The sequence below is a fragment of the Micromonospora sp. NPDC048986 genome (assembly GCF_040649335.1).
GTDB lineage: Bacteria > Actinomycetota > Actinomycetes > Mycobacteriales > Micromonosporaceae > Micromonospora > Micromonospora alfalfae.
Map to the genome: position 1 here is coordinate 1 of NZ_JBEZFJ010000010.1, position 22,975 is coordinate 22,975.

The 22,975-nt window shown below is 71.8% G+C and carries 26 protein-coding genes and 1 tRNA gene; 23 read left to right on the top strand and 4 right to left on the bottom strand.

The window, feature by feature from the left end; translation table 11 throughout:
• The 10 genes from fdh to AB0B94_RS20620 form a co-directional block, all read left to right on the top strand.
• Positions 1-2,792, top strand: a 2,792-nt coding sequence (gene fdh, locus AB0B94_RS20575) for a formate dehydrogenase (RefSeq protein ID WP_357282265.1), incomplete at its 5' end; no start/stop codon positions are given.
• Positions 2,764-3,750 carry a 4Fe-4S dicluster domain-containing protein gene (locus AB0B94_RS20580; protein ID WP_357282267.1) on the top strand — a complete coding sequence of 329 codons (987 nt, stop codon included), beginning with the start codon at positions 2,764-2,766 and terminating at the stop codon, positions 3,748-3,750. The genes fdh and AB0B94_RS20580, both read left to right, overlap by 29 nt.
• Positions 3,747-5,018 carry an NrfD/PsrC family molybdoenzyme membrane anchor subunit gene (gene nrfD / locus AB0B94_RS20585; RefSeq protein WP_357282270.1) on the top strand — a complete coding sequence of 424 codons (1,272 nt, stop codon included), beginning with the start codon at positions 3,747-3,749 and terminating at the stop codon, positions 5,016-5,018. The genes AB0B94_RS20580 and nrfD overlap by 4 nt, the downstream gene beginning before the upstream one ends.
• A gap of 13 nt (positions 5,019-5,031) precedes the next feature.
• Positions 5,032-5,127: transfer RNA gene (locus tag AB0B94_RS20590), tRNA-Sec, on the top strand.
• Between the two features lie 23 nt (positions 5,128-5,150).
• A complete protein-coding gene (gene selA, locus AB0B94_RS20595; RefSeq protein ID WP_357282272.1) occupies positions 5,151-6,455 on the top strand; it encodes an L-seryl-tRNA(Sec) selenium transferase in 1,305 nt (434 codons plus the stop codon).
• 2 nt (positions 6,456-6,457) lie between these two features.
• Positions 6,458-8,242, top strand: a complete 1,785-nt coding sequence (gene selB / locus AB0B94_RS20600; protein ID WP_357282276.1) for a selenocysteine-specific translation elongation factor — start codon at positions 6,458-6,460, stop codon at positions 8,240-8,242.
• 178 nt (positions 8,243-8,420) lie between these two features.
• A complete protein-coding gene (locus AB0B94_RS20605) occupies positions 8,421-9,161 on the top strand; it encodes a hypothetical protein (RefSeq protein WP_357282279.1) in 741 nt (246 codons plus the stop codon).
• A 58-nt stretch (positions 9,162-9,219) separates the two neighbouring features.
• On the top strand, positions 9,220-9,417 hold the full coding sequence (locus AB0B94_RS20610) for a hypothetical protein (RefSeq protein ID WP_238669770.1): 198 nt from the start codon (positions 9,220-9,222) through the stop codon (positions 9,415-9,417).
• A 79-nt stretch (positions 9,418-9,496) separates the two neighbouring features.
• Positions 9,497-10,774 carry a hemolysin family protein gene (locus tag AB0B94_RS20615; RefSeq protein ID WP_357282281.1) on the top strand — a complete coding sequence of 426 codons (1,278 nt, stop codon included), beginning with the start codon at positions 9,497-9,499 and terminating at the stop codon, positions 10,772-10,774.
• A 72-nt stretch (positions 10,775-10,846) separates the two neighbouring features.
• Positions 10,847-11,032, top strand: a complete 186-nt coding sequence (locus AB0B94_RS20620; RefSeq protein WP_238669772.1) for a hypothetical protein — start codon at positions 10,847-10,849, stop codon at positions 11,030-11,032.
• 5 nt (positions 11,033-11,037) lie between these two features.
• Here the strand turns inward: AB0B94_RS20620 and AB0B94_RS20625 are convergent, their stop codons facing one another.
• Positions 11,038-11,688 carry a hypothetical protein gene (locus AB0B94_RS20625; RefSeq protein WP_357282285.1) on the bottom strand — a complete coding sequence of 217 codons (651 nt, stop codon included), beginning with the start codon at positions 11,686-11,688 and terminating at the stop codon, positions 11,038-11,040.
• A gap of 133 nt (positions 11,689-11,821) precedes the next feature.
• On the opposite strand from AB0B94_RS20625, the gene AB0B94_RS20630 reads away from it, so the two are divergent.
• The gene (locus tag AB0B94_RS20630) at positions 11,822-12,025 is read left to right on the top strand and encodes a hypothetical protein (protein WP_357282288.1); all 204 of its coding nucleotides are present in this window, start codon (positions 11,822-11,824) and stop codon (positions 12,023-12,025) included.
• A gap of 8 nt (positions 12,026-12,033) precedes the next feature.
• On the opposite strand, the gene AB0B94_RS20635 is transcribed toward AB0B94_RS20630, so the two are convergent.
• From AB0B94_RS20635 to AB0B94_RS20645, 3 genes are all read right to left on the bottom strand, one after another.
• On the bottom strand, positions 12,034-12,510 hold the full coding sequence (locus AB0B94_RS20635) for a hypothetical protein (protein WP_357282290.1): 477 nt from the start codon (positions 12,508-12,510) through the stop codon (positions 12,034-12,036).
• Entirely contained in the window at positions 12,507-12,719 is a 213-nt protein-coding gene (locus AB0B94_RS20640; protein ID WP_088948250.1) for a phosphatidylethanolamine-binding protein, read from the bottom strand. Before AB0B94_RS20640 ends, AB0B94_RS20635 begins: the two co-directional genes overlap by 4 nt.
• Positions 12,720-12,818: 99 nt before the next feature.
• A complete protein-coding gene (locus AB0B94_RS20645) occupies positions 12,819-13,700 on the bottom strand; it encodes a universal stress protein (RefSeq protein WP_357282294.1) in 882 nt (293 codons plus the stop codon).
• Positions 13,701-13,812: 112 nt separating this feature from the next.
• On the opposite strand from AB0B94_RS20645, the gene AB0B94_RS20650 reads away from it, so the two are divergent.
• The 12 genes from AB0B94_RS20650 (at position 13,813) to AB0B94_RS20705 (ending at position 22,819) form a co-directional block, all read left to right on the top strand.
• The gene (locus tag AB0B94_RS20650; protein ID WP_357282297.1) at positions 13,813-14,559 is read left to right on the top strand and encodes an SAM-dependent methyltransferase; all 747 of its coding nucleotides are present in this window, start codon (positions 13,813-13,815) and stop codon (positions 14,557-14,559) included.
• Between the two features lie 71 nt (positions 14,560-14,630).
• The gene (locus AB0B94_RS20655) at positions 14,631-15,803 is read left to right on the top strand and encodes a PP2C family protein-serine/threonine phosphatase (protein WP_357282299.1); all 1,173 of its coding nucleotides are present in this window, start codon (positions 14,631-14,633) and stop codon (positions 15,801-15,803) included.
• 56 nt (positions 15,804-15,859) lie between these two features.
• On the top strand, positions 15,860-16,321 hold the full coding sequence (locus AB0B94_RS20660; protein WP_357282938.1) for a MarR family transcriptional regulator: 462 nt from the start codon (positions 15,860-15,862) through the stop codon (positions 16,319-16,321).
• Positions 16,322-16,615: 294 nt separating this feature from the next.
• Entirely contained in the window at positions 16,616-17,248 is a 633-nt protein-coding gene (locus tag AB0B94_RS20665; RefSeq protein WP_357282301.1) for a CDP-alcohol phosphatidyltransferase family protein, read from the top strand.
• Positions 17,245-18,189: a DUF881 domain-containing protein gene (locus AB0B94_RS20670; RefSeq protein WP_357282303.1), complete on the top strand. Its 945-nt coding sequence runs from the start codon at positions 17,245-17,247 to the stop codon at positions 18,187-18,189. Before AB0B94_RS20665 ends, AB0B94_RS20670 begins: the two co-directional genes overlap by 4 nt.
• Entirely contained in the window at positions 18,186-18,518 is a 333-nt protein-coding gene (locus AB0B94_RS20675) for a small basic family protein (RefSeq protein WP_030327710.1), read from the top strand. Before AB0B94_RS20670 ends, AB0B94_RS20675 begins: the two co-directional genes overlap by 4 nt.
• An 11-nt stretch (positions 18,519-18,529) precedes the next feature.
• Positions 18,530-19,552, top strand: coding sequence for a DUF881 domain-containing protein (locus tag AB0B94_RS20680; protein WP_357282305.1), 1,023 nt, complete (start codon positions 18,530-18,532; stop codon positions 19,550-19,552).
• Positions 19,553-19,612: 60 nt separating this feature from the next.
• Positions 19,613-19,993, top strand: a complete 381-nt coding sequence (gcvH, locus tag AB0B94_RS20685) for a glycine cleavage system protein GcvH (protein ID WP_091397961.1) — start codon at positions 19,613-19,615, stop codon at positions 19,991-19,993.
• 214 nt (positions 19,994-20,207) lie between these two features.
• Positions 20,208-20,660 carry an FHA domain-containing protein gene (locus AB0B94_RS20690; RefSeq protein WP_007071101.1) on the top strand — a complete coding sequence of 151 codons (453 nt, stop codon included), beginning with the start codon at positions 20,208-20,210 and terminating at the stop codon, positions 20,658-20,660.
• 50 nt (positions 20,661-20,710) lie between these two features.
• A complete protein-coding gene (locus AB0B94_RS20695) occupies positions 20,711-21,412 on the top strand; it encodes a MerR family transcriptional regulator (RefSeq protein ID WP_238669783.1) in 702 nt (233 codons plus the stop codon).
• A 185-nt stretch (positions 21,413-21,597) separates the two neighbouring features.
• On the top strand, positions 21,598-22,062 hold the full coding sequence (locus tag AB0B94_RS20700) for a bifunctional nuclease family protein (RefSeq protein ID WP_030327706.1): 465 nt from the start codon (positions 21,598-21,600) through the stop codon (positions 22,060-22,062).
• Between the two features lie 160 nt (positions 22,063-22,222).
• Positions 22,223-22,819 carry a MerR family transcriptional regulator gene (locus tag AB0B94_RS20705; RefSeq protein ID WP_196923083.1) on the top strand — a complete coding sequence of 199 codons (597 nt, stop codon included), beginning with the start codon at positions 22,223-22,225 and terminating at the stop codon, positions 22,817-22,819.
• Positions 22,820-22,975 lie beyond the last annotated feature (156 nt).

The window sequence follows — 22,975 nt, forward strand, 5'->3', positions numbered from 1 at the left end:
CGACGCTGGACAACGAGGAGAACTACCTCATCAAGAAGTTGTTCACCGCGATGGGGGCGTTGCAGATCGAGAACCAGGCCCGTATTTGACACTCCGCCACCGTCCCCGGTCTGGGGGCCAGCTTCGGTCGTGGCGGTGCGACGGATTTCCAGCAGGACATCGCCAACGCTGACGTGATCGTCATCCAGGGTTCGAACATGGCTGAGGCGCACCCGGTGGGTTTCCAGTGGGTGATGGAGGCCAAGCGCCAGGGTGCGAAGGTCTTCCACATCGACCCGCGGTTCACTCGGACGAGCGCTGTCGCGGATGAGTACCTGCCGATCCGGGCGGGCACTGACATCGCGTTGCTTGGTGGGGTGGTGCGCTACATCCTGGACAACGAGTTGGATTTCCGGGAGTACGTGCTCGCGTACACCAACGCGGCGACGATCGTGAGCGAGGAGTTCAGCGACACCGAGGACGGCGACGGCTTCTTCTCCGGCTTCGACCCGGAGACCGGCACCTACGTGCAGGACAGTTGGCAGTACGAGGGGCACGAGGGTTCGTCGGGCAGTGGGCACACCGCCCAGGAGCGGGACAGCGCCGCGGGTTTGGCGCACGAGTCGCACGGCGCGCCGGTGGGCGGGCAGACCCGGCGCGATGAGACGTTGCAGCACCCGCGCTGCGTCTACCAGATCCTCAAGCGACACTTCTCCCGTTACACCCCGGAAATGGTGGAGCGGGTCTGCGGCATTTCGCAGGCGCAGTTCCTGGAGTTGGCGCGAGCGTGGACGGCGAACTCCGGCCGGGAGCGCACCGGAATGCTGATCTACTCGGTGGGTTGGACGCAGCACAGTGTGGGTGTGCAGTACATCCGCACCGGCGCGATCATCCAGCTGTTGCTGGGCAACATGGGCCGGCCGGGTGGCGGGGTGATGGCGCTTCGTGGCCACGCCAGCATCCAGGGCTCGACCGACATTCCGACGTTGTTCAACCTGTTGCCTGGTTACCTGCCGATGCCGCACCACGCCGAGCACCCGAGCTTCGACGAGTGGGTGGACAGCATTCGCCACCCGGGGCAGAAGGGGTTCTGGGGTAACGCGCGGTCGTTCGCCGCCAGCCTGCTCAAGGCGTACTGGGGTGACGCGGCGACGCCGGAGAACGACTTCTGCTACGGCTACCTGCCCCGGCTGACCGGTGATCACGGCACCTACCAGCAGGTGCTCAACATGATCGACGGGAAGATCAAGGGGTACTTCCTGCTCGGGCAGAACCCGGCTGTCGGTTCGGCGCACGGCCGGGCGCAGCGGCTCGGCATGGCCAACCTCGACTGGTTGGTCGTCCGCGACCTGTTCATGATCGAAAGCGCGACGTTCTGGCAGAACGGCCCCGAGGTCGCCACCGGGGAGATCGTGCCGCAGGAGTGCCGCACCGAGGTGTTCTTCCTGCCCGCCGCGTCGCATGTGGAGAAGGAGGGCACGTTCACCCAGACGCAGCGGTTGTTGCAGTGGCGGGAGAAGGCGGTCGAGCCGCCGGGCGACGCCCGCTCTGAGCTGTGGTTCTTCTATCACCTGGGCCGCAAACTGCGGGAGAGGCTGGCCGACTCGCCGCTGCCGCGTGACCGGGCGCTGCTCGACCTCACCTGGGACTACCCCACGCACGGCCCGCACGCGGAGCCGAGCGCCGAGGCGGTGCTGCGCGAGATCAACGGGTACGACGTGGCGACCGGTCGCCCGCTGTCCGGTTTCGCCGAGGCCCGCGCGGACGGCTCCACCGCGATCGGCTGTTGGATCTACAGCGGGGTGTACGCGGACGGGGTCAACCAGGCGGCCCGCCGCAAGTCCCGGCACGAACAGGACTGGGTTGCCGCCGAGTGGGGTTGGGCGTGGCCGGCGAACCGGCGCATCCTCTACAACCGTGCCTCCGCCGACCCGGACGGCAACCCGTGGTCTGAGCGAAAGCGTTACGTGTGGTGGGACGCGGCGAAGTCCGAGTGGACAGGCTACGACGTGCCGGATTTCGAGAAGACCAAACCACCGTCGTACCGGCCGCCAGCCGGCGCGTCCGGGCCGGAGGGCATTGCTGGCGACGACCCGTTCGTCATGCAGGGCGACGGCAAGGGCTGGCTGTACGCGCCCAGCGGTGTCCTGGACGGGCCGCTGCCGACGCACTACGAGCCGGTGGAGTCGCCGGTGCGTAACCCGCTCTACGGTCAGCAGGCCAACCCGACCCGCAAGATGTACGCGCACCCGGTGAACTCGGTGAACCCGAGTCCGCCGCAGAAGCACGGTCAGGTGTTCCCGTACGTGTTCACCGTCAGCCGGCTCACCGAGCACCACACCGCCGGTGCGATGAGCCGGACGGTGTCACCGCTCGCGGAGCTGCAACCGGAGATGTTCGTCGAGGTGTCCCCGGCGCTGGCCGGCGAGGTCGGGCTGACGCATCTGGGTTGGGCGCACCTGGTCAGCGGCCGTGCGGTGATCGAGGCGAAGGTGCTGGTGACCGACCGGCTCACCCCGTTGCGGGTGGACGGTCGGATCATTCACCAGGTGTGGTTGCCGTACCACTTCGGTTTCGAGGGTCTGGTCACCGGTGACTCGGCGAACGACCTGTTCGGCATCAGCCTGGACCCGAACGTGCTGATCCAGGAGAGCAAGGTCGGCACCTGCGACGTGCGGCCGGGCCGTCGGCCCACCGGCCCGGCGTTGCTCGAGCTGGTGGCCGACTACCAGCGGCGCGCCGGGATCATCCCGGGCCAGCACGCTCCGGCCGTGACCACCGACGATGAGGGGACGGTGCACGGTGCTTCCTGACCCGAACAGCCTGTACGGCCCGTTGGATCCGGCACCCGAGGCGGGCTATGAGAACGCGCCGCCGCGGATGGGTTTCTTCACCGACACCAGCGTCTGCATCGGTTGCAAGGCCTGTGAGGTCGCCTGCAAGGAGTGGAACGGCGTTCCGGAGAGTGGCCTGGATCTGCTCGGCATGTCGTACGACAACACCGGAGCGTTGACAGCGAACTCGTGGCGACACGTCGCGTTCATCGAGCAGCCCCGCCCGGCCGGTCATGGCGCCGCGCCGGTGGACGTCCTCGGTGCGCCGGTCGACGCCGACGCGGCCCGGCCGGTCGACGCGGGCCCCCAGTTCTTGGGGATGCCGGGGGCCCAGCCACCGGGCCGGGGCACTGGCGTCGAGGAGCGCACCGATTTCCGGTGGTTGATGATGTCGGACGTCTGCAAGCACTGCACCCATGCGGCCTGCCTGGACGTGTGTCCAACGGGCTCGTTGTTCCGCACCGAGTTCGGCACTGTGGTGGTGCAGGAGGACATCTGCAATGGCTGTGGGTACTGCATCTCGGCGTGCCCGTACGGGGTGATCGACCAGCGTAAGGACGACGGTCGGGCGTGGAAGTGCACGCTGTGCTACGACCGGTTGGGCGCGGGGATGACTCCGGCGTGTGCGCAGGCGTGCCCGACCGAGTCGATCCAGTACGGGCCTCTGGACGAGCTGCGCGAACGCGCCGCCGCCCGGGTGGCGACGCTGCACGAGCGGGGGGTCCCCGAGGCCCGCCTGTACGGGCACGACCCGAACGACGGCGTGGGTGGTGACGGGGCGTTCTTCCTGCTCCTGGACGAACCCGAGGTGTACGGGCTGCCGCCCGACCCGGTCGTGACCACCCGTGACCTGCCGAAGATGTGGAAGCGTGCCGGCTTCGCGGCTCTCGCCATGGCGGCGGCGACAGTCGCCGCGTTCGTCGGAGGTTCCTCATGACCCCACCGGGCCCCGTGGGCGACCGGTTCCGTCGCTTCCGGGAGCGGCTCGCCGCCGAGAGCGGCGGCCGCGTCGACCGAGCGCCGACGAGCGCCGACCGACCCAACGCGGCGAGCGGCGCAGCGGCCACGAGGGGCCCGCAGGTCGAGAGCGGCGCAGCGGCGGCGAGCGCTGGCGACCACCCGAACGGCAGGGGCACCGCCGCCAGCAGCGGCCGGGGTGACCTGACGGCACGGCGGAGCACCGAAGCCGGGGGCCGGCGGGGCAGGCGGCGCGGCGGCGGTGAGGAACTGCGGGTGCCGGAGGCCGAGTTCACGTCCTACTACGGGCGGCCCGTTCTGAAGGGGCCGGTCTGGAAGTGGGACATCGCCGCGTACCTGTTCACCGGCGGGCTGGCCGCCGGCTCGTCGCTGCTGGCCGCGGGCGGGCAGCTCACCGGGCGGCCCGCGCTGCGGCGCGCCGGTCGGGTCACCGCGTTGGCCGCCGTCAGCGCCAGCGCCGTCTTCCTGGTGAAGGATCTGGGCCGGCCGGCGTGGTTCCACCACATGCTGCGGGTGGCCAAGCCGACCTCGCCGATGTCGATGGGCACCTGGATCCTCACCGCGTACGGGCCGGCGGCGGGCGTCGCCGCGATCGCCGAGGCGGCGGGTGTGCTGCCCCGGCACGGTCTGCTCGGGCTGGCCGGCCGGGCGTTGCCGCCGATCGGGCACGCCGCTGGGCTGCTCGCCGCCGGCACCGCGCCGGCGCTGGCGACGTACACCGGGGTGTTGCTGGCCGACACGGCGGTGCCGTCGTGGCATGAGGCGTACCCCGAGCTGCCGGTGATCTTCGCGGGCAGCGCGTTGGCCAGCGGCGCCGGCGTCGGTCTGCTCGCCGCGCCGCCGGCCCAGGCCGGGCCGGCCCGCCGGATGGCGGTGGCCGGCGCGGCCCTGGAGTTGTACGGCGCGCATCGGGTGGAGACCCGACTCGGTCTGCTCAGCGAGCCCTACCGGTTGGGTCGGCCGGGTCGGTTGCTGCGCGCCGGGCGGTTGCTGACCGCCGGCGGGGTGGCGGGTGCTCTGCTGGGCCGGCGCAGCCGGGTGGTCGGGGCGCTCTCGGGGACCGCGCTGCTGGCCGCGTCGGTGCTGACCCGGTTCGGCATCTTCTACGGCGGCGTCGCCTCGGCCCGCGATCCCCGGTACACGGTGGTGCCGCAGCGCGAACGGGTCGAGGCGCGGCGAACCGGCATGGATCTTCCAGCTGATCGGGCGGTGCCGCCCGCGGTGTGATCGAATGTCCGGTGGAGGCGTTCAGGCGGCTGGTGCCCCTCCCGGTCTTCAAAACCGGAGTGGTCCGGGACCCGGGCCAGGCGGGTTCGATTCCCGTCCGTCTCCGCCACACCGTTTGCAGGAGATGACGTGATGGGCGACGGCCCGGTGGACCCGCGACGTCGGGTGCCCCGTACGGACACGCTGCTCGCCGACCCGGTGCTGGCCGCCGCCACTGTGACTCTCGGCCGGGAGCAGGTCAAGGCGATCGTCTCCCATGCGCAGGGCCGCGCCCGCCGGGGCGAGCTCAACCCCGACGAGGTACGCGACGCGGCGGTCGCGGCGTTGCCCACGCCCGGCCCCCGGGTGGTGCTCAACGCCACCGGTGTCGTGCTGCACACCAACTTGGGTCGGGCGCCGTTGTCGTCCGCCGCCGTGGCCGCTGTGCTGGCCGCCGCCGGGCACACCGACGTCGAGTTGGACCTGGTCACCGGCCGGCGGGCCCGTCGTGGCCGGGGCGCGCTCGACGCGCTGGCCGCCGCGGTGCCCGACGCGGGCGCCGTGCACATCGTGAACAACGGCGCCGCCGCGCTGGTGCTGGCCGCCACCGCGTTGGGTGCCGGCCGGGAGATCGTGGTCAGTCGGGGCGAGCTGGTCGAGATCGGTGACGGTTTCCGCCTGCCCGACCTGCTGGAGAGCACCGGCGCGCGGCTGCGTGAGGTGGGCACCACCAACCGCACCACAGTCGCGGACTACGCCGCCGTGCTCGGCCCGCAGACCGGTTTCGTGCTCAAGGTGCACCCGTCGAACTTCCGGGTCACCGGCTTCACCTCCGCCGTCGGGGTACGGCAGCTGGCCACGCTCGGGGTGCCGGTGGTCGCTGACATCGGCTCCGGGTTGCTCGGCGCGGACCCGCTGCTGCCCGACGAACCGGACGCTGCCAGCACCCTGCGCGCGGGCGCGGCACTGGTCACCGCCAGCGGCGACAAGCTGCTCGGTGGGCCGCAGGCGGGGCTGCTGCTGGGTGACGTCGAGGTGATCGAACGGTTGCGTCGCCACCCACTGGCGCGGGCGCTGCGGGTGGACAAGCTCACCCTGGCGGCGCTGGCCGCCACAGTGCACCAACCGGACACCCCGACCCGGGCGGCGCTGCACGCCGACCCGGGTGCCCTGCGTGAACGGGTGGAGCGGCTGCGCGACCGGCTCGGCGCGGACGGCCGCAAGGCGGAGGTGGTGCCGGCCGTCGCTGTGGTCGGTGGGGGCGGCGCCCCCGGGGTGGAGTTGGACTCGTGGGCGTTGAGCCTGCCCGAGCGGTACGCGTCGCCGCTGCGTACCGGAGACCCGCCGGTCCTCGGCCGGGTGGTGCGCGGCCGGCTCCTGCTCGACCTGCGCTGTGTGCCCGCCGACGCGGATGAGGCAGTCCGCGCGGCCGTGCTGCGCGTACCCGGGGAGGACTGAGCGTGTTCGTCGTCGCGACGGCCGGGCACGTCGACCACGGCAAGTCGACGCTGGTGCGGGCGTTGACCGGGATGGAGCCCGACCGGTGGGCCGAGGAACGCCGCCGGGGGATGACCATCGACCTGGGTTTCGCCTGGACGACGCTGCCGTCCGGCGGCACCGTCGCCTTCGTCGACGTACCCGGGCACGAGCGGTTCGTGCCGAACATGCTCGCCGGGGTCGGCCCGGTCCCGGCGGCGCTGATCGTGGTGGCCGCCGACGAGGGGTGGATGCCGCAGTCCGCCGAGCACCTGGCCGCGCTCGACGCGCTCGGCGTCGCGTACGGCCTGCTGGCGGTGACCCGCGCGGACCTGGCCGATCCGGGGCCGGCGACGGCCCGTGCCCGCGCCGAGATCGCCGAGACCAGCCTCGGCGCGGTGCCGGCGGTGGCGGTCAGTGGTCTGACCGGCGCCGGCCTGCCGCAGCTGCGGGCGGCCCTGGACCGGCTCGCCGCCCAACTGCCCGCGCCGGTGCTGGACGACCCGGTCCGGCTGTGGGTGGACCGCAGCTTCACGGTGCGGGGCAGTGGCACCGTCGTCACCGGCACCCTCGGCGCCGGCCGGTTGCGGGTGGGCGACGAACTGGAGCTGGCCGGCGCCGACGAACCGGTCCGCGTCCGTGGCCTGCACTCCCTCGGCGAGGCCCGACCGCAGGCGGCGGCGGTCGCCCGGGTGGCGGTCAACCTGCGCGGTACGCCCCGCGACCGGCTCGGCCGGGGCGACGCGTTGCTCACCCCGGGCCGGTTTCACCACACCGACCTGGTCGACGTCCGGCTCGCCGGTGATGCGGCGGCCGACCTGCCGGCCACCCTCACCCTGCACGTCGGGTCGGCGGCGGTGCCGGTACGGGTGCGTCCGCTCGGCCCGGACACGGTCCGGCTGCGGCTGGCCCGCCCGTTGCCGTTGCTGGTGGGTGACAGGGCGCTGCTGCGGGACCCGGGCCGTCACCACGTCAACGGCGGCGTGCGGGTGCTGGACGTGGCACCCCCACCGCTGGGCCGACGAGGTGCGGCCGCCGCCCGCGCCCAGGTCCTCGCCGAGTTGGACGGTCGACCCGACCTGGCGGGGGAGCTGCGTCGTCGCCGGCTGATCCGGGCCGGCACGTTGATCCGGATGGGGGTCGCGGTGCCCGCCGAGGCGGGGCGGGACCGGCCGGCGTTCGCCGAGCCGGTGGCCGGCGACTGGCTGGCCGACCCCGCGCACTGGCGGTGGCTCGGCGAGCGGCTGACCGAGGAGGTCGCCCGGCACGCGCGGGAACACCCGTTGGAACCCGGGATGCCGGTGGACGCGCTGCGGCAGCGTCTTGCCCTGCCCGACCGGGTGCTGGTCGAGGCGCTGGTCCGGCCGCCGCTGCGGATCCACTCCGGCCGGGTCGGGGCGGCGAGCGCCGACGCGCTGCCCGCACCGGTGGCCCTGGCCGTGCAACGGGTCCGCGCCGAGTACGGCGACCGGCCGTTTCGCGCCCCCGAGGCGGACCGCCTCGTCGACCTCGGCCTGGGCCCCCGGGAGATCGGCGCCGCGGTGCGGGCCGGCGCCCTGCTGCGGCTGGCCGACAACGTGGTGCTGCTGCCCGACGCGCTCGACGACGCGGTGCGGGTGTTGGCCGGGTTGCCGCAGCCGTTCACCCTCTCCGCGGCCCGGCAGGCGTTGGACACCACCCGCCGGGTGGCGGTGCCCCTGCTGGAGCTGCTGGACCGGCGGGGCAATACCCGCCGGCTGCCCGACGACGCACGGATCGTCGTCAGCTGAGCGCCGCGCCGCGACCTGGCCGGCCGCTTTCAGTCCAGGTCGGGCAGGTCCAGCACGAAGCGGTAGCGGACGTCGTTTCGCCGGAGGCGGTCGCCCACGGACCAGGATCACCCTGACCGCTGACGGCCGCGGCCGATCCGGTGCTGACACGTTCGCGCCGAGATGCGACGGTGAGCTGATGGTCCAGGTGTCAGCGTCCCGGTGGCGACCGTTCGGTGGTCGGTGGCGCGTCGTCGTCTCGGTGGCGCTGCGGTGGGGGCTGCCGGTGCTGTGGGTGCTGTGGGCCGCTCTGGCGTGGTGGGTCGAGCCCCGCGAGTCGACCGGAGCCCAGCTCGATCAGGATCTCACGGCGGGCCGAGTGGTGACCTACCAACGGGCGAATGGCTGGGCTGACGACGACGCCTACTGGGGCAGCCGCCCTGATCTGCGGCCCGCAGAGCAGGGCTGGACGATCGCGTGGACGCTGCCCAACGGTCAGACCCGGTACGCCGTTGTCCAACCGCCCAACCCGCAGTCGTATCCCGATGGGCCGGACCGGTCGGCGCAGGCCGGGCCGGATGCGCGGCTGGCCGCCGTCGCCGGTCCGTGGCACGGCGGCGGCGACGCGGCGCACCGGATCACGACCACCGCGGGGCTGCTCGCCGGTGTGTTGACTCTGCTCTGGCTGGGCCGGTTGATCGGCGGAGCGCCACCGTTGGCCGCAACCCGATGGTTCTGGTTCTGGATCGGGTTGCTGCCTTTCGGTACGGGAGTGCTCGCCTGGACGTACCGGGAGCTCTGGCGGCCACCGGCGGCACCGGTCCGCGTGCGGGGCTCGGGCTGGCGTGGCGTCGGCTGGTTGATCCTCGCCGGGGTCGGGATTGGTCTGCTGGTGTCCGTAGCGCGAATCATGTTCGGAACGACGGTGGTGCCGGGCTGAGCCGACGATGCCCGGCCAACCGGCCCCGAGGTCGGCGACGGTCACCTACGGTGACGCCATGGACCCTTCGGCGGTCTGGCGGGACCGGCAGCACAAGTGGCGGATCGAGGCGTACCGGGCGCCGGACCTGCGGTTCGCCATCTACGCCACAAACGGCCCCACCGAGTCGGTGCCGCTGTGGCTGTTCGGGATGTCGGCGCTGGCCCGGTGGCTGATGACCCACGCCATCTCGCTGGACGACCTGGAGGTCGACTGAGCGGGGCACGCCCGCAAACCGGGCCCGCGCGGTGCCCCGCTGCGGTTGAGTGACCTCAGGCGGCGGACGGGGGTACGCGATGGGCGGTCAGCTCGGGCAGTTGGCGTTGGTGGCCGTGCTGGTGCTGGTCAACGCCGCGCTCTCCGGCAGCGAGATGGCGCTGGTGACGCTGCGGGAGGGGCAGTTGCGGCAGCTGGGCCGGCGCAGCAGTGCCGGCGACCGGTTGGTGCAACTGTCCCGCGATCCGAACCGCTACCTGGCCACGATTCAGCTCGGCATCACCCTGGCGGGGTTCCTGGCCTCGGCGGCGGCCGCGGTGTCGTTGGCCTCTCCGCTGGTCGGTCCGTTGGGTTTCCTCGGCGGGGCGGCGCGTCCCGCCGCGGTGCTGCTGGTGACAGTGCTGCTGACGTTCGTCACGTTGGTGCTCGGGGAGTTGGCCCCGAAGCGGCTGGCCATGCAGCGCGCCGAGCGTTGGGCGCTGCTGAGCGCCGGCCCGTTGGATCTGCTGGCTCGGGTGTCCCGGCCGGCGGTGTGGCTGCTCAGCCGGGCCACCGACGCGGTCGTGCGGCTCGCCGGCGGCGACCCCCGGGCCAACCGGGAGGAGATGACCGAGGAGGAGCTGCGGGAGATGCTGGCCAGCCAGCGCGGCCTGTCGGCCCAGCAGCGGGAGATCCTGACCGGCGCGTTCGACATCGCCGGCCGGACACTGCGCGAGATCCTGGTGGCCCGGCGGGAGGTCACCACGCTGCCTGCCGGCCTGGCCGCCGACGAGGGGGTCCGGCAGCTCGCCGCCGCCGGGCGGTCCCGCGCTCCCGTCACCGGCCCCGGCGGCCTGGACGAGGTGCTCGGGGTGGTGCACATCCGCGACCTGGTGCGGGCCGGCACTGCCCCGGTGGGTGAGCGGGTCCGGGCGCCGCTGCTGCTGCCGGTGACCCTGCCGGTCGCCGACGCCATGCGTCAGCTGCGGCAGGAGCATCAGCAACTGGCCCTGGTGGTCGACGAGCACGGGGGTGTCGACGGCATGGTGACCATGGAGGACCTGCTGGCCGAGGTGGTCGGCGAGTTGTACGACGAGACCGACCGGGACGTGCGCGGGGTCGTCCGGGAACCGGACGGGTCGCTGCTGGTGCCCGGCGACTTTCCGCTGCACGACCTGCCCGACCTGGGGGTGCGGCTGAGCTTTCCGTTGTCCCGGGACTACACGACGGTGGCTGGTCTGGTGCTGGCCCGACTGCGGCACCTGCCGGAGTCCCCTGGTGAGACGGTGCGGCTGCCCGGGCTGACCCTGCAGGTGGTGGAGGTCGCCGACCGGGCGGTACGCCGGGTGCGGCTCTGCGGGTTCGTCACCGAGCATTGAGTATTCACCCAGAAGGCTGACGAAGGCCCAAATCGGCAAGGTGGGGAACGCGGTCCGCCTACGGTGCCAGACGTGAAGGACCGAGGGTTACGTACGTTCGTCACGGTGCTGGCCGGCCTCGCGGTGATCTACTTCGGCAGCGCCGGCCGCAGTCCCGAGGAGGGCAGCGGCATCTCCGGCGGGGTGGTGGTCCTGGCGTTGCTCGCCGCGCTGCTGGTGTGGCACCTGACCCGCCCGGGGGACAAGACGGTCAAGTGAGCGCCTCAGCGGGCCGCGACGCGGGCGACCTCACCGGCGGACTCCTCACCCAGCGCCACCCGTACCAGCGCTGACGCGAGTCGGCCGAAGTCCGGTTCGTCGACGAGGCCGGCGAGGCGGTCCGGGGACCCCGGCAGTCCCAGCCGCTTCGCCCCGGCCAGAGCCCGACGGTCGGCGTACGGGCGCACGTCCGACCAGACCGTCTGCGCCTCGCGCAGGTAGATGTCAGCGCCGGTGGGGCCGATGCCGGGGAACTCGGTGAGCCGGCGCCGCAGCCCGGCCGGGTCGCCCTGGGCCTGCCGGTGCAGGCGTCGCAGGTCGCCGTGCCAACGGTCCAGGCACAGCCGGGCGCCGGTGCCGAGCATGGTGGCGGTCCGCTCGTCGTACCGGCGGTAGTGGCCCCGGCCCAGCGCGTCGACACGCTCCTGCCAACTGGCCGCCTCCATGGCCTGTGCGGTGCGGTAGCCGGCGGCGAACAGCTCCCGCGCGGCGTCCACCGCCACGCACGCGCGGATCCGGGTGCTCAGCAGCGTGGCCAGCACCAGCAGCTGATACAGCGGCCCCGGCCGGTCGGAGAGCCGGATGCCGGCCTCCTCCGCATACGTGCGGCCACGCCGGTCGAGCAGCACCCGCACCACACTTCGATCATTGCCCACGCCGTCGGGTTACCCACTTGACGCCCCGCTAGCCGTCGCACCGCCGACCGCTGCCGGAATGCCACCGGGGCAGGCGGGTATGCCGACCGTGGAGGCGGTCGATGCCGCCTGCCGTACCGGAGGGAGACACCCCGTGACGAACCCGCAGCAGCCGGAGTTGCGCCGCAACGCGCTGGGCGCGACCAGCCAGGACAACAAGGGCCCCGCCTCGGGCGGGCATCCGGGCAACCGTGGCACGTCGCGCGGCGACGAGGGTCGACCGGTGCCCAAGGGGCAGGTGTCGCCGTACGGCCCGGCCGGTGAGCCGGTGGCCGAGGACGACAGCGACACCCGCTGACCGAGGGGCTAGCGACCGCGGGCTGGCGGCCGCCGCAACCTGTTCCAGGTGGCGGCGGCCGCCAGTCCGTACGCGAGGTGCGGGATGATGTCGGAGATCCAGTCGGAGCGCCGCCACGTACGCGGGTCGCTGATCCCGAGCACCGTGATCGACCCGTCGGTCATCGTCATCACGCCCGCGCCGAGCAGACCGGTGGCCACCGGCAACGGCTGCCGTCGACCACCGGCGTAGAGCGCGAACCCGACGCCCGCGGCGACGCCCAGCCCGTAACCGATCAGCGGCCCGAGGCCCGAGCGGCGGTTGGCCGCCCGGGCCCCGTTCCCCAGGTCCACGTGCGCGATCCCGGCCAGCCGGTCGACTGTCTCCTCGGGGACGTCGCTCTCCGGACGTCCCCGTAGCGCCATGTCGAGGTAGCTGACCACGTTCAGCGCGGTGCTGCCGACGGCGCCCGCGATCGCGCCGTCGGCCACGTCGACCCTCCTCACTTCGGGTCGCCCGGTTCGCGCTCGCTCTTCGGGCCGTACGTCCGCTCACCGCGCACCACGCCCCGTTGACCGCGATCCTCCTGGAGGATCCGGTTCGCGACCTGGTTGGCCTTGCCGTCGGGTACCCGACGCCCGGAGTCGTCGATCGCGTTGCGCAACCGCGCGCGCTGCTTGTCGTACGCGTTACTGCCCGGCCGTGGTCCTGGCATCTCTGCCTCCTTCGTCGGTCTGGGCACCTGGTGCTGCCCACCGTCCGCTGGGCGTACCGCGGCCGTCTACCCGCCTGGTGGCGGACCAACCCCGGGGCGCTACCGGGGCGCGCGGACCACGACCACCGGGCACTGCGCGTGGTGCAGCATCGACTGACTCACCGACCCCAGCAGCAACCCCGTCACCTCGCCGCGTCCACGCCCACCGACGACCGCCAGTTGGGCGGAGCGGGACGCCTCGGCGAGCACGGTGCCGGGTCGGCCGTGCACCACCCGGCAGGTCAACCGCAGACCCCTGTGGTCCTCGGTGAGCCCGGTCAGCCACCCGGCGAGCATCCGCTCCTGCTCGCCGCGCAGCGTCGCCTCGTCGTAGACCAGGGGTTGCATGTCGCCCGGACCGCTGCTGCCGGGGTGTCGGTAGGCGTGCACCGCCACCAGCGGCACGCCGAGCGACACGGCGGTCTCCGCGGCGAAGTCCGCCGCCCGGCGGGAGGCGTCCGAGCCGTCCACAGCGACCAGGACCGGCTCGTCGGGTCGTTGCGTGCCGCGCGCGACCAGCACCGGGCAGTCGGCGTACGCGGCGACCTGCACCGCGACCGAGCCGACGAGCAGCGCGGAGAACCCACCCAACCCGCGATCGCCGAGCACGATGAGCGCGGCGGTCGGGGACTCGCCCACCAGCACCGCGGCGGCCTCACCGTCGATGATCTCGCCGGAGATCGACAACCCGGGCACTGTCGCCTCGGCCTCGCGCACCGCGGCCTCGACGAGTTCCTCGACCCGGTGGCGCAGCCCACCGCCGGGCGGCGCGTCCGGGGCGGGGGAGACCGGTACGTGCAGCAGCGGCCAGATGAAGCCGTGCACGACCCGCAGCGGTCGGTGCCGGCGTGCCGCCTCGGTCGCGGCCAGACGCACGGCGCGCAGCGCCGACTCCGAGCCGTCGACGCCGACCACCACCGCCGCGTTGTTCGCCGAGTTCACCGCCCACCTCCGCTCGCGGCCAGTATCGCGGGCCCGGGCGCCCTCGCGCCGCGATACCGCTGAGCGCGTCCCGGTCGGTACGCTGGCGACGACCGGGGAGGGAGCGCCGCCGATGGGTGAACCAGACCAGCCGAGCACCGCTCGCATGATCGACTTTTGGCTCGGCGGGCAGCATCACTTCCCCGTGGACGTGGCCGCCGCGAACGCCTTCGAGCAGGCGTACGGGCCGTGCGCGCCGGTGTTCCGCGAGCTGCGGGCGTTTCTGGGCCGGGCGGTACGGGAGATGGCCGCCCAGGGCGTGGACGGCTTCCTGGTGTTCGGCGCCGGGGTGCCGACGATGGGCAACGTGCACGAGGTGGCCACCGACGCGACAGTGCTCTACACCGACGTCGACCCGGTCACCATCCGCCTGGGACAGAGCATCCTCGCCGGCAGCGACCGGGCCGGTTACGGCTTCGGCGACGCGACGGACATCGGCACCGTCGACCCGGCGCAGCTGCACCGTTTCGTGCCGGGCTGGGGCCGGCGACCGGTCGGGGTGGTCTTCCTCGGCCTGGCCGCGTTCCTCGACGACGCCACGCTGACCCGCACCCTCGACGAGCTGTACGCTGCCGCGGCCCCGGGTAGCCTGCTCGCGGTGGACTTCGACACCGAGGAGCTGGCCAACCACCCGCAGGCGCTGGCCATGATGGGGCCGCAGTTCCGGATGCGTGCACCGGCGGCGTTCGCGCCCCTGTTGGGTCGGTGGGCGCCGACGACGGACGGGATCGTCCCGGTCGCCGAGTGGCGCCCGGAAGGTCCGCCGGCACTGGTGCCCGACGCGTTCCACGGTGTGCTCGCGACCCGCGCGGGTGACTGACCGCGCCGATCCTCCGTCCGGTGGCGTCCGTATGATGCTTGCCCTGTAGCAAGCTTCTGGGGAGGACGACGATGGTAGACGCGCCGGACGTGGTGTCGCGCGCGTTGCGCGAGGCTCCCCCCGACCAGTTGGCGGAGGCGGCGGACCGGGCGATCCGGTCCTCGATGGGCGCGCTGCGCACCGACGTCTTCGTCGCCGACTACCGGATCAGCGGCCTCTGGCCGGTGCTGGACCCGGACCTGCCGGCGGGCGGCTTCCTGGCCTGTCACACCATGGCGCAGCGCTGCTTCAGCAGCCAGCAGCCGGTACGCGACGGTGAAGGCCCCTGTCGGCTCTACCTGCCGTTGACTGTGTGGGGGGAGCGGTTGGGTGTGCTGCTGATCGAGCTGCCGACGGTTCCGAACGCGACGGTCACCGGTCGGGCCACGGACATCGCGGGCGCCCTGGCCGTGGCGATGCGCGCGGCGGACCGGGAGACCGACCGTTACCGGCGGGCCCGCCGGCGGGAGCGACTGACGATGGCCGCCGAGATGCAGTGGGACCTGCTGCCCGGTCGTGGCGTGTCCCACCACGCGTTCGAGCTGGCCGGCCAGCTCGAACCGGCGTACACCGTCGGCGGCGACCACTTCGACTGGTCGTTGGACGGCGACCGTCTCACCGTGACGGTGCTCAACGGCGAGGGCAGTGGGCTTGCGGCGTCCCTGTTGACCGCCGTCACCGTCAACGCGATGCGCAACGCGCGTCGCTCCGGTGGGGGCCTGGTGGAACAGGCCGAGCTGGCCTCGGACACGGTCTTCTACCAACACCGGGGCGCCCGGTACGTGGCCACCCTGCTGCTGGAGGTGGACACCCGCCTCGGCCGGGTGCGGGCTGTCGACGCGGGCTCCCCCCATCTGTTGCGGATGCGCGGGTCCACTGTCGAGCCGGTGAAGCTGGATCAGCAGCTGCCGCTGGGCATGTTCGCCGAGACCCGCTACGAGCTCCAGGAGGTGCAACTCGAACCGGGTGACCGGCTCTTCGTGGTCAGTGACGGGGTGTGGGCCGCCGAGCCGCCGGGTCAGGAGCCGTACGGGCAGCGGGTGATGGCTCGCTCCCTGCGCGCCACGCGGCTGCAGCCGCCAGCCGAGGCGGTTGGTACGGTGATGCGCGAACTGCACGCCTATCACGCGGATTCCGATCTGCGCGACGACGCCGTCGTGGTCTGTCTGGACTGGCGCGGTCCGCGCGAACGGGGCACGGGGTGAGATTCGCCGCCGCGTTGCCGGGCGGGCACCAGCGCGACGACGGCAGGGGACATCAGGTGGAGCGACCTGCGGATCTCGCCGCGGCGATCGACGCGGCCGCCGGGACGTTGATCGCCGTGCTGGAGTCGGCCGCGTCCCGGCATCAGGTGCCGCCCACCCAGCTGAGAGTGCTCACGCTGATCAGTGGTCGTCCGGAGACCAACGTCAACGGGTTGGCGGAGTTGCTGGACGTGGTGCCCTCGTCGGCGAGCCGCCTGTGCGACCGGCTGGAGGCGACCGGGCTGTTGCGTCGGGTGGCTGACCCGCGTGACCGGCGTGAGGTGCGGTTGGTGCCGACCGCTGCGGCGCTGACCCTGTTGGGGGAGTTGGCCGAGCGGCGGCAGCGCGCGGTGCAGGCGGTGTTGGACCGGATGCCGGCGCGGATGCAGCACGAGCTGTTGCTGGCGCTGGCCGGATTCGCTCGGGCGGCGACGTCGACGCCCGAGCAGCAGACCGATCCCGCCGTCCAGACGGCCTGAGCGCCGGCCCCTCTTCGACTAGTATCCTAGGATGCTCTACGCGTGGTGATCCACGCCACAGTGCGGCACAGCCGCACCGACTGCACGCGGCGGCACCCGGCCAGGGAGAGGGAGCCCGATATAGTGGCAGCGCACCTACCCGGCCCGCGATCTCGATGATCGCGGGCCGCATCAGGGGAAGGGGCCCCGACCGGGGCCGCAGGGGATAGCCGGCGCTGGTCGGCCCGACAGCGCGTACGACCCTCAGCCGCGCCCGGCGCCGGCGGGGGGCCCGCGTGCCGTGGAGGAGGATCGGTGTCGCGTCGGCCGGCTCGGGCAGAGCAACCGCGGGACACCGGTGACGAGACTCCCGGCAACCAGGTCCTCACGGTGCCCAACCTGATCAGTTTCGGGCGGCTGCTGGGCGTGCCGCTCTTCCTCTACCTGTTCCTGGTGGCGCGGGCCGACGTCGCCGCGGTGGTGGTGCTGGCCATCGGCGGCACCACCGACTGGGTCGACGGCTGGATCGCCCGCCGCCTGCACCAGGTCAGCCGCCTGGGCGAGCTGCTCGACCCGCTCGCCGACCGGCTCTACATCCTCGCCACCCTGGTCGCCTTCACCGCGCGGGAGGTGGTGCCGTGGCAGTTCACCGCGGCGCTGCTGGCCCGTGAGGTGCTCCTGCTGGCCTCGCTGGCCGTGCTGCGCCGCTACGGGTACGGGCCGCCGCCGGTGCACTACGTGGGCAAGACCGCCACGTTCCTGCTGCTCGCGGCGTTCCCGGTGCTGCTGTTGGCCAGCGCGGCGACCGACGTGGCGACGGCGGCGAGCGCCATCGGTTGGGCGTTGGCCTGGTGGGGGCTGGTCCTCTACTGGGTGGCCGGCGGGATGTACGTCGTGCAGGCGGCCCGGTTGGTGCGCGCGGCGCGCGGTCCGGGAGCGGCGGCGTGAGCGCGCCGCGGCTGGGAAAACCCGGCCAGGACCGGGTGTACGCGCCGGATTTCCTCACCGAGTTGTTCCGCAACCCGCTGGATCCGGGGTACGCGGACGCCGCTGCCGCGCGTCGGCGCTCGGCGGAGTCCGCTCCGGCCCCGGGTTGGCGGGCCTTGCCGGCGCGGTCGGTGAGCCTGGTCGTGGTGGTCATGCTCGGTTTCCTGTTCGCTGTCGCGTATCGGCAGACGATGGCGGACGAGCCGGGGCGGAGCCAGGCCCGTTCGGGTCTGGTGGCGCAGATCAAGGAGCGGGAGAGCCAGACTGACCGGTTGTCCACGCGGGCGGACCAGCTGCGCGAGGAGGTCAGTCGGCAGCGGGACGCGGCGTTGAGCGGGTCGGCCGCCGCCCGGTTGCGCAACCTGGAGGCGAGCACCGGGCTGGGTCGGGTGCGCGGTGATGGTGTCGTGGTGCGGTTGGCTGATGCGCCGGACAAGGCGGACGCGGTCACCGGTGCCGGCGCTGGGCCGCCGCGGGTGCTCTACAGCGACCTGCAGGGTGTGGCGAACGCGTTGTGGAGTGCTGGGGCGGAGGCGATCGCCATCAACGGGCAGCGGTTGACGGCGACGTCGACGATCCGGTCGGCGGGTGAGGCGATGCTGGTGGATTTCCGGCCGGTGACCGGACCGTACGAGGTGTCGGCGATCGGGCCGGGTTCGATGCGGCGCAAGTTCGAGGAGAGCCGGAACGCGGCGCTGATGCGGAAGGTCGCGCAGGGGACGGGGTTGTCGTTCGGTGTGCGGGAGGCGGATGACCTCACCCTGCCGGCGGCGCCGGAGCCGCAGCTACGCTACGCCAAGCCGTCGGTCAGTCCGAGCCCTTCCGCGTCGGGTGTCCGGTCCGGCAGTCCCGGGTCGTCTGGTCCGGCGACGACTGTTAGCCCCTCCGGAGGTGGCCGATGATCGCGGTGCTGGCGTTGCTCGCCGGTGTGGTGCTGGGCGTGTGGCTTGATCCCACGGTGCCGGCGGCGTTGCAGCCGTATCTGCCGATCGCGGTGGTGGCCGCGTTGGACGCGGTGTTCGGTGGGGTGCGGGCCCGGCTGGACCGCATCTTCGACGACAAGCAGTTCGTGGTGTCGTTCATTTCGAACGTGCTGGTGGCTGGTCTGATCGTCTATCTGGGTGACCAGTTGGGGGTGGGTGGGCAGTTGTCCACCGGTGTGGTCGTTGTGTTGGGTGTGCGTATCTTCGGCAACGTGGCGGCGATCCGTCGGCACCTGTTCCGGGCGTAGGTTGGGTTGCGATGAGTGACGAGCAGACCGACACGGGGACCGGGTGGCCGCAGCCGGCGGGTCCGGTGCGGCCGGGTGGGCCGGCGGGTGAGCCGGATCCGCGGCCTGATGCGCCGGATCCGGATGAGTTGAGCCCGTTGGCGCCGCAGGGGCCGGCGGATGGCGAGCCCGCGGGCGAGCCGGGTGTGGAGCCGGTCGACGATGGTGCGACGGTGGATCTGAGCGCGGTGTCGCGACCGGCGGAGCAGCCGGTCGTGGGTGGTGAGCAGGCGGTCGCGGGTTCCGACGGGTTGGCGGAGCCGGTGGGCGAGTCGGCGGAGCCGGTGGTGGCTGGTCGGTCCCGGTGGAGTGCGGCCGGGGTGATGATCGCCGCGTTGTTGGCGCTGCTGGGGTTCACGTTGGTCGTGCAGTTGAAGACGACGTCGACGGACCCGACGCTGGGTGCCACCCGGCAGGAGGACCTGGTTCGGATCCTGTCGGATCTGGATGCGCGGGAGAACCGCCTGCAGCAGGACATCAGGGCTCTGGAGGACAGTCAGCGGCAGTTGCGCTCGGGTGAGCAGGGTCGTCAGGCGGCGTTGGATGAGGCGACGCGGCGGGCGGACGAGTTGGGCATCCTGGCGGGGACGTTGCCGGCGGTGGGTCCGGGGTTGACTGTGCAGTTCGATTCGGGGCTGAAGCCGATCTCGGCGAACCGGGTGTTGGACGCGGTTCAGGAGTTGCGTGGTGCGGGCGCCGAGGCGATGCAGATTTCCGGTGGGGATCGGGCGACGGTGCGGATCATCGCGTCGACGTACTTCCTCGATGGGGACAACGGGTCGTTGATGGTGGAGGGGCGCCGGTTGTCGGGGCCGTACACGATCACGGTGATCGGTGATCCGGCGACGATGCGTACGGCGTTGAACATTCCTGGTGGGGTGGTGGCGTCGGTCCGGGGTGACGGCGGTAACGTGACGTTTGGGGAGCGTGAGGTTGCCGAGGTTTCGGCGCTGCACGTGCCGATCAAGTTGGAACACGCCCGTCCGGTCTCCTGACCGGCGCGGCCGCGCCGGACCCGGGTGGTCCGGGGCACCGATGGATGAAGGACGCGTCTGGTGATTCCCGAGGATCTGCGATACACCGCCGAACATGAGTGGGTGGCGGGTGACGGCACGGCTTCGGTCCGGGTCGGCATCACCCACTTCGCGCAGGACGCGCTCGGTGACATCGTGTACGTGCAGTTGCCCGAGGCGGGTGCGGTGGTCGCGGCCGGTGACTCGTTGGGTGAGATCGAGTCGACCAAGAGTGTGTCGGAGATCTACGCGCCGGTGGCCGGTACGGTGGCGGCGCGCAACGACGCGTTGGCTGACACGCCGGAGCTGATCAACACTGATCCGTACGGTGAGGGTTGGTTGGTGGAGATCACGCCGAATGATCCGACTGCGACGGATGGGTTGCTGACGGCGGCCGCGTATCAGAAGATCACCGAAGGCTGAGTGTGCTTGATCCGGTGCGTGGGATGTCTGCGCGCGTCCGGTTGCCCTGCATTTCGGCGCTGGCTAGGCTCGCCCAGTCGACCGAGAACCCAATAGTTGAGCGTTGCGGAATTGCCTTCCCGGGCACGGGGAGCCAGCCGCCGGGTGTTCAAGTGCCCGGCGGCCAGACCCGCCATTACCCGACGCCGACCGAACAGATCCGTGAGGTGGTCCCATGACGCGGCCAGACGACGAGTTCCCCCCACTCGACGTCACTTCGACGCTCAATCTCGGTTCGCTCGACGAAGTGCTGGAGGGGCCGGATACCGATGTGGTGCCGAGCCGGATGTCCGGTTCGTTGCCGCCGGGTATGGCGCTGCTGGTGGTTCGTCGAGGTCCGAATGCGGGTGCCCGGTTCTTGTTGGACCACGATGTGACGACCAGTGGCCGGCACCCGGACAGTGACATCTTCCTGGATGACGTGACGGTTTCGCGTCGGCACGCGGAGTTCCACCGTGATGGTGGGACGTTCACGGTGCGGGACGTGGGCAGCCTGAATGGCACGTACGTCAATCGTGAGCGGGTTGAGGCGGCCACGTTGAGTAATGGTGACGAGGTCCAGATCGGTAAGTTCCGGGTGGTGTTCATCGCCGGTCCGCGCCCGGAGGAGGAGGCCGGCCGGGGGTGAACGAGCCTGCGGCCTCCATGTCACCCGGGGCGGCTCGGTCTGAGCCGCTGATGAGCATCGGTGAGGTGCTTGGGCAGTTGCGGGTGGATTTTCCGGATACCACGATTTCGAAGCTGCGGTTTCTTGAGGCCGAGGGTTTGGTCGAGCCGCAGCGGACGGCGGCGGGTTACCGGAAGTACAGCTGGGACGATGTGGCGCGGTTGCGGTTCGTGTTGACCGCGCAGCGGGACAAGTACCTGCCGTTGCGGGTGATCCGGGAGCAGTTGGCCCAGTGGGATTCGTCCGGTGAGCAGCCGGGGCGGTCGCGGCCGGCGTTGGTGGCGGTTGGTCCTGATGGTGCGGTGCCGGGTCGTGAGTTGGCGGAGCCGGCCGAGTCGTCGCAGGTGCGGCTCGGCCGGTCGGATCTGGTGGCGCGCAGTGGGATCGACGAGTCGACGTTGGTGGAGTTGGAGCGGCTCGGTGTGCTGGTGTCGGATCCGCCGGGGTGGTATGACGCGGATGCGCTGATCATCGCGTCGGCGGTGGCGGGGTTGGCGGCGTACGGGTTGGAGCCGCGGCACCTGCGGGGTTATCGGACGGCGGCGGACCGGGAGGTTGGTTTGTTCGCGCAGTTGGTGGCGCCGTTGGCGCGGCAGAGTGATCCGGCGGCGCGGGCGCGGGCGGCGGAGACGGCGCGGGAGTTGGTGGCGTTGTCGGAGCAGTTGCACGCCGCGTTGGTGCGGGTGGGGCTGCGGTCGACGTTGGGTCGGTGAGGGTGCCCGGTGGGTGGCGGCTGAGCGGAAAGATCTCTTCCGGGAAGCGTGCCGTAGGCTTGCCGGGGTAACCCCTTTTCGGCGCGGGCGTGGTGCTGTAGCGCGTGGGACGGCCGTGTTGCGGTCCGTGTACGGTGCAGGGAAGGGCGCGGTGCGGCGTAGGTGACAACGACACGGAGGCGGCGGTGCGCGAGCTGAGCGTGGTCGGAGTTCGGGTGGAGCTGCCCAGCAACCAGCCGATCGTCCTGCTCAGGGAGGTCGAGGGGGACCGCTATCTGCCGATCTGGATCGGTGCGGTCGAGGCCACGGCTATCGCTTATGAGCAGCAGGGGGTCAAGCCGGCCCGGCCGTTGACGCATGATCTTCTGCGGGATGTGTTGGCGGCGTTGAAGGCGCCCTTGCAGGCGGTGGAGATCACCGAGCTGAAGGAGAACGTCTTCTACGCGGATCTGTTGATCGGCGATGGGGTGCGGGTGTCGGCGCGGCCGAGCGATTCGATCGCGTTGGCGTTGCGGGTTGGTGCGCCGATTCGTTGTGCGGAGCAGGTCCTCAGCGAGGCGGGGATCGTTATCCCTGATGAGCAGGAGGACGAGGTGGAGAAGTTCCGCGAGTTCCTGGAGCAGGTGCGTCCGGAGGATTTCGCGGGCTGAGGTGTGCCCGGGCTCGGTTGGTGATCTTTCTCGGTGGCTGCGCGGCGTGTCGCGTCGGTTCCTCCGTGGTAACCCCTGACGGTGGCGATAGGGTTTCCATGTCGAGGGGTGCGCGTCGGAGGAAACGGTGCGTCGCCACACTGACGGGGAGGTTGTCCGGATGCACGAGCCGCGGGATTCCGATCCGGGTGCAGAGTTCGACGAGTCGGGTGCCTCGTCGCCAGGTGTGGCGGCTGAGGGTGACGGTTCGGTTGGCTACCGGGGTGTGACGGCCTGCCACGCGGTGGGCATCAGTTACCGGCAGTTGGATTACTGGGCGCGGACGACGCTGGTGGTGCCGAGCGTTCGTGACGCTTCGGGTTCGGGGACGCAGCGGTTGTATTCGTTCCGGGACCTGGTGGTGTTGAAGGTCGTGAAGCGGTTGTTGGATGCGGGGGTGTCCCTGCAGAACATCCGTAAGGCGATCGAGGCGTTGCGGTCGCGTGGTGTGGAGGATCTGGCGGGGATCACGCTCATCTCTGATGGGACGACGGTGTACGAGTGCCGGTCTCCGGAGGAGGTGGTCGACCTGTTGCAGGGTGGCCAGGGGGTCTTCGGTATCGCGATCGGTGGGGCTTTCAAGGAGATCCAGGGGTCGTTGTCGCATCTGCCGGCGGAGCCGGCGACGAGCGGTCCCGTGGAGCCGGCGGTGGCGTCGGGCTCGGATCCGGTGGGTGACGAGTTGGCGGCGCGGCGGGCGCGGCGACGCGCCGGCTGAGCGTTCGGTCTTTCGGTTTTTTTCCGGTTGTTTTCTGGCGACCGTCGGTGACGGTGGCGGGGATCTGTCGGGCTTGTCGGTCCACTGTGGATACCGTGGGTGTCGTGTTGGTGGCCCATTGTGGAGATACCCAACGGTAGTGGTGACGCAACGTGT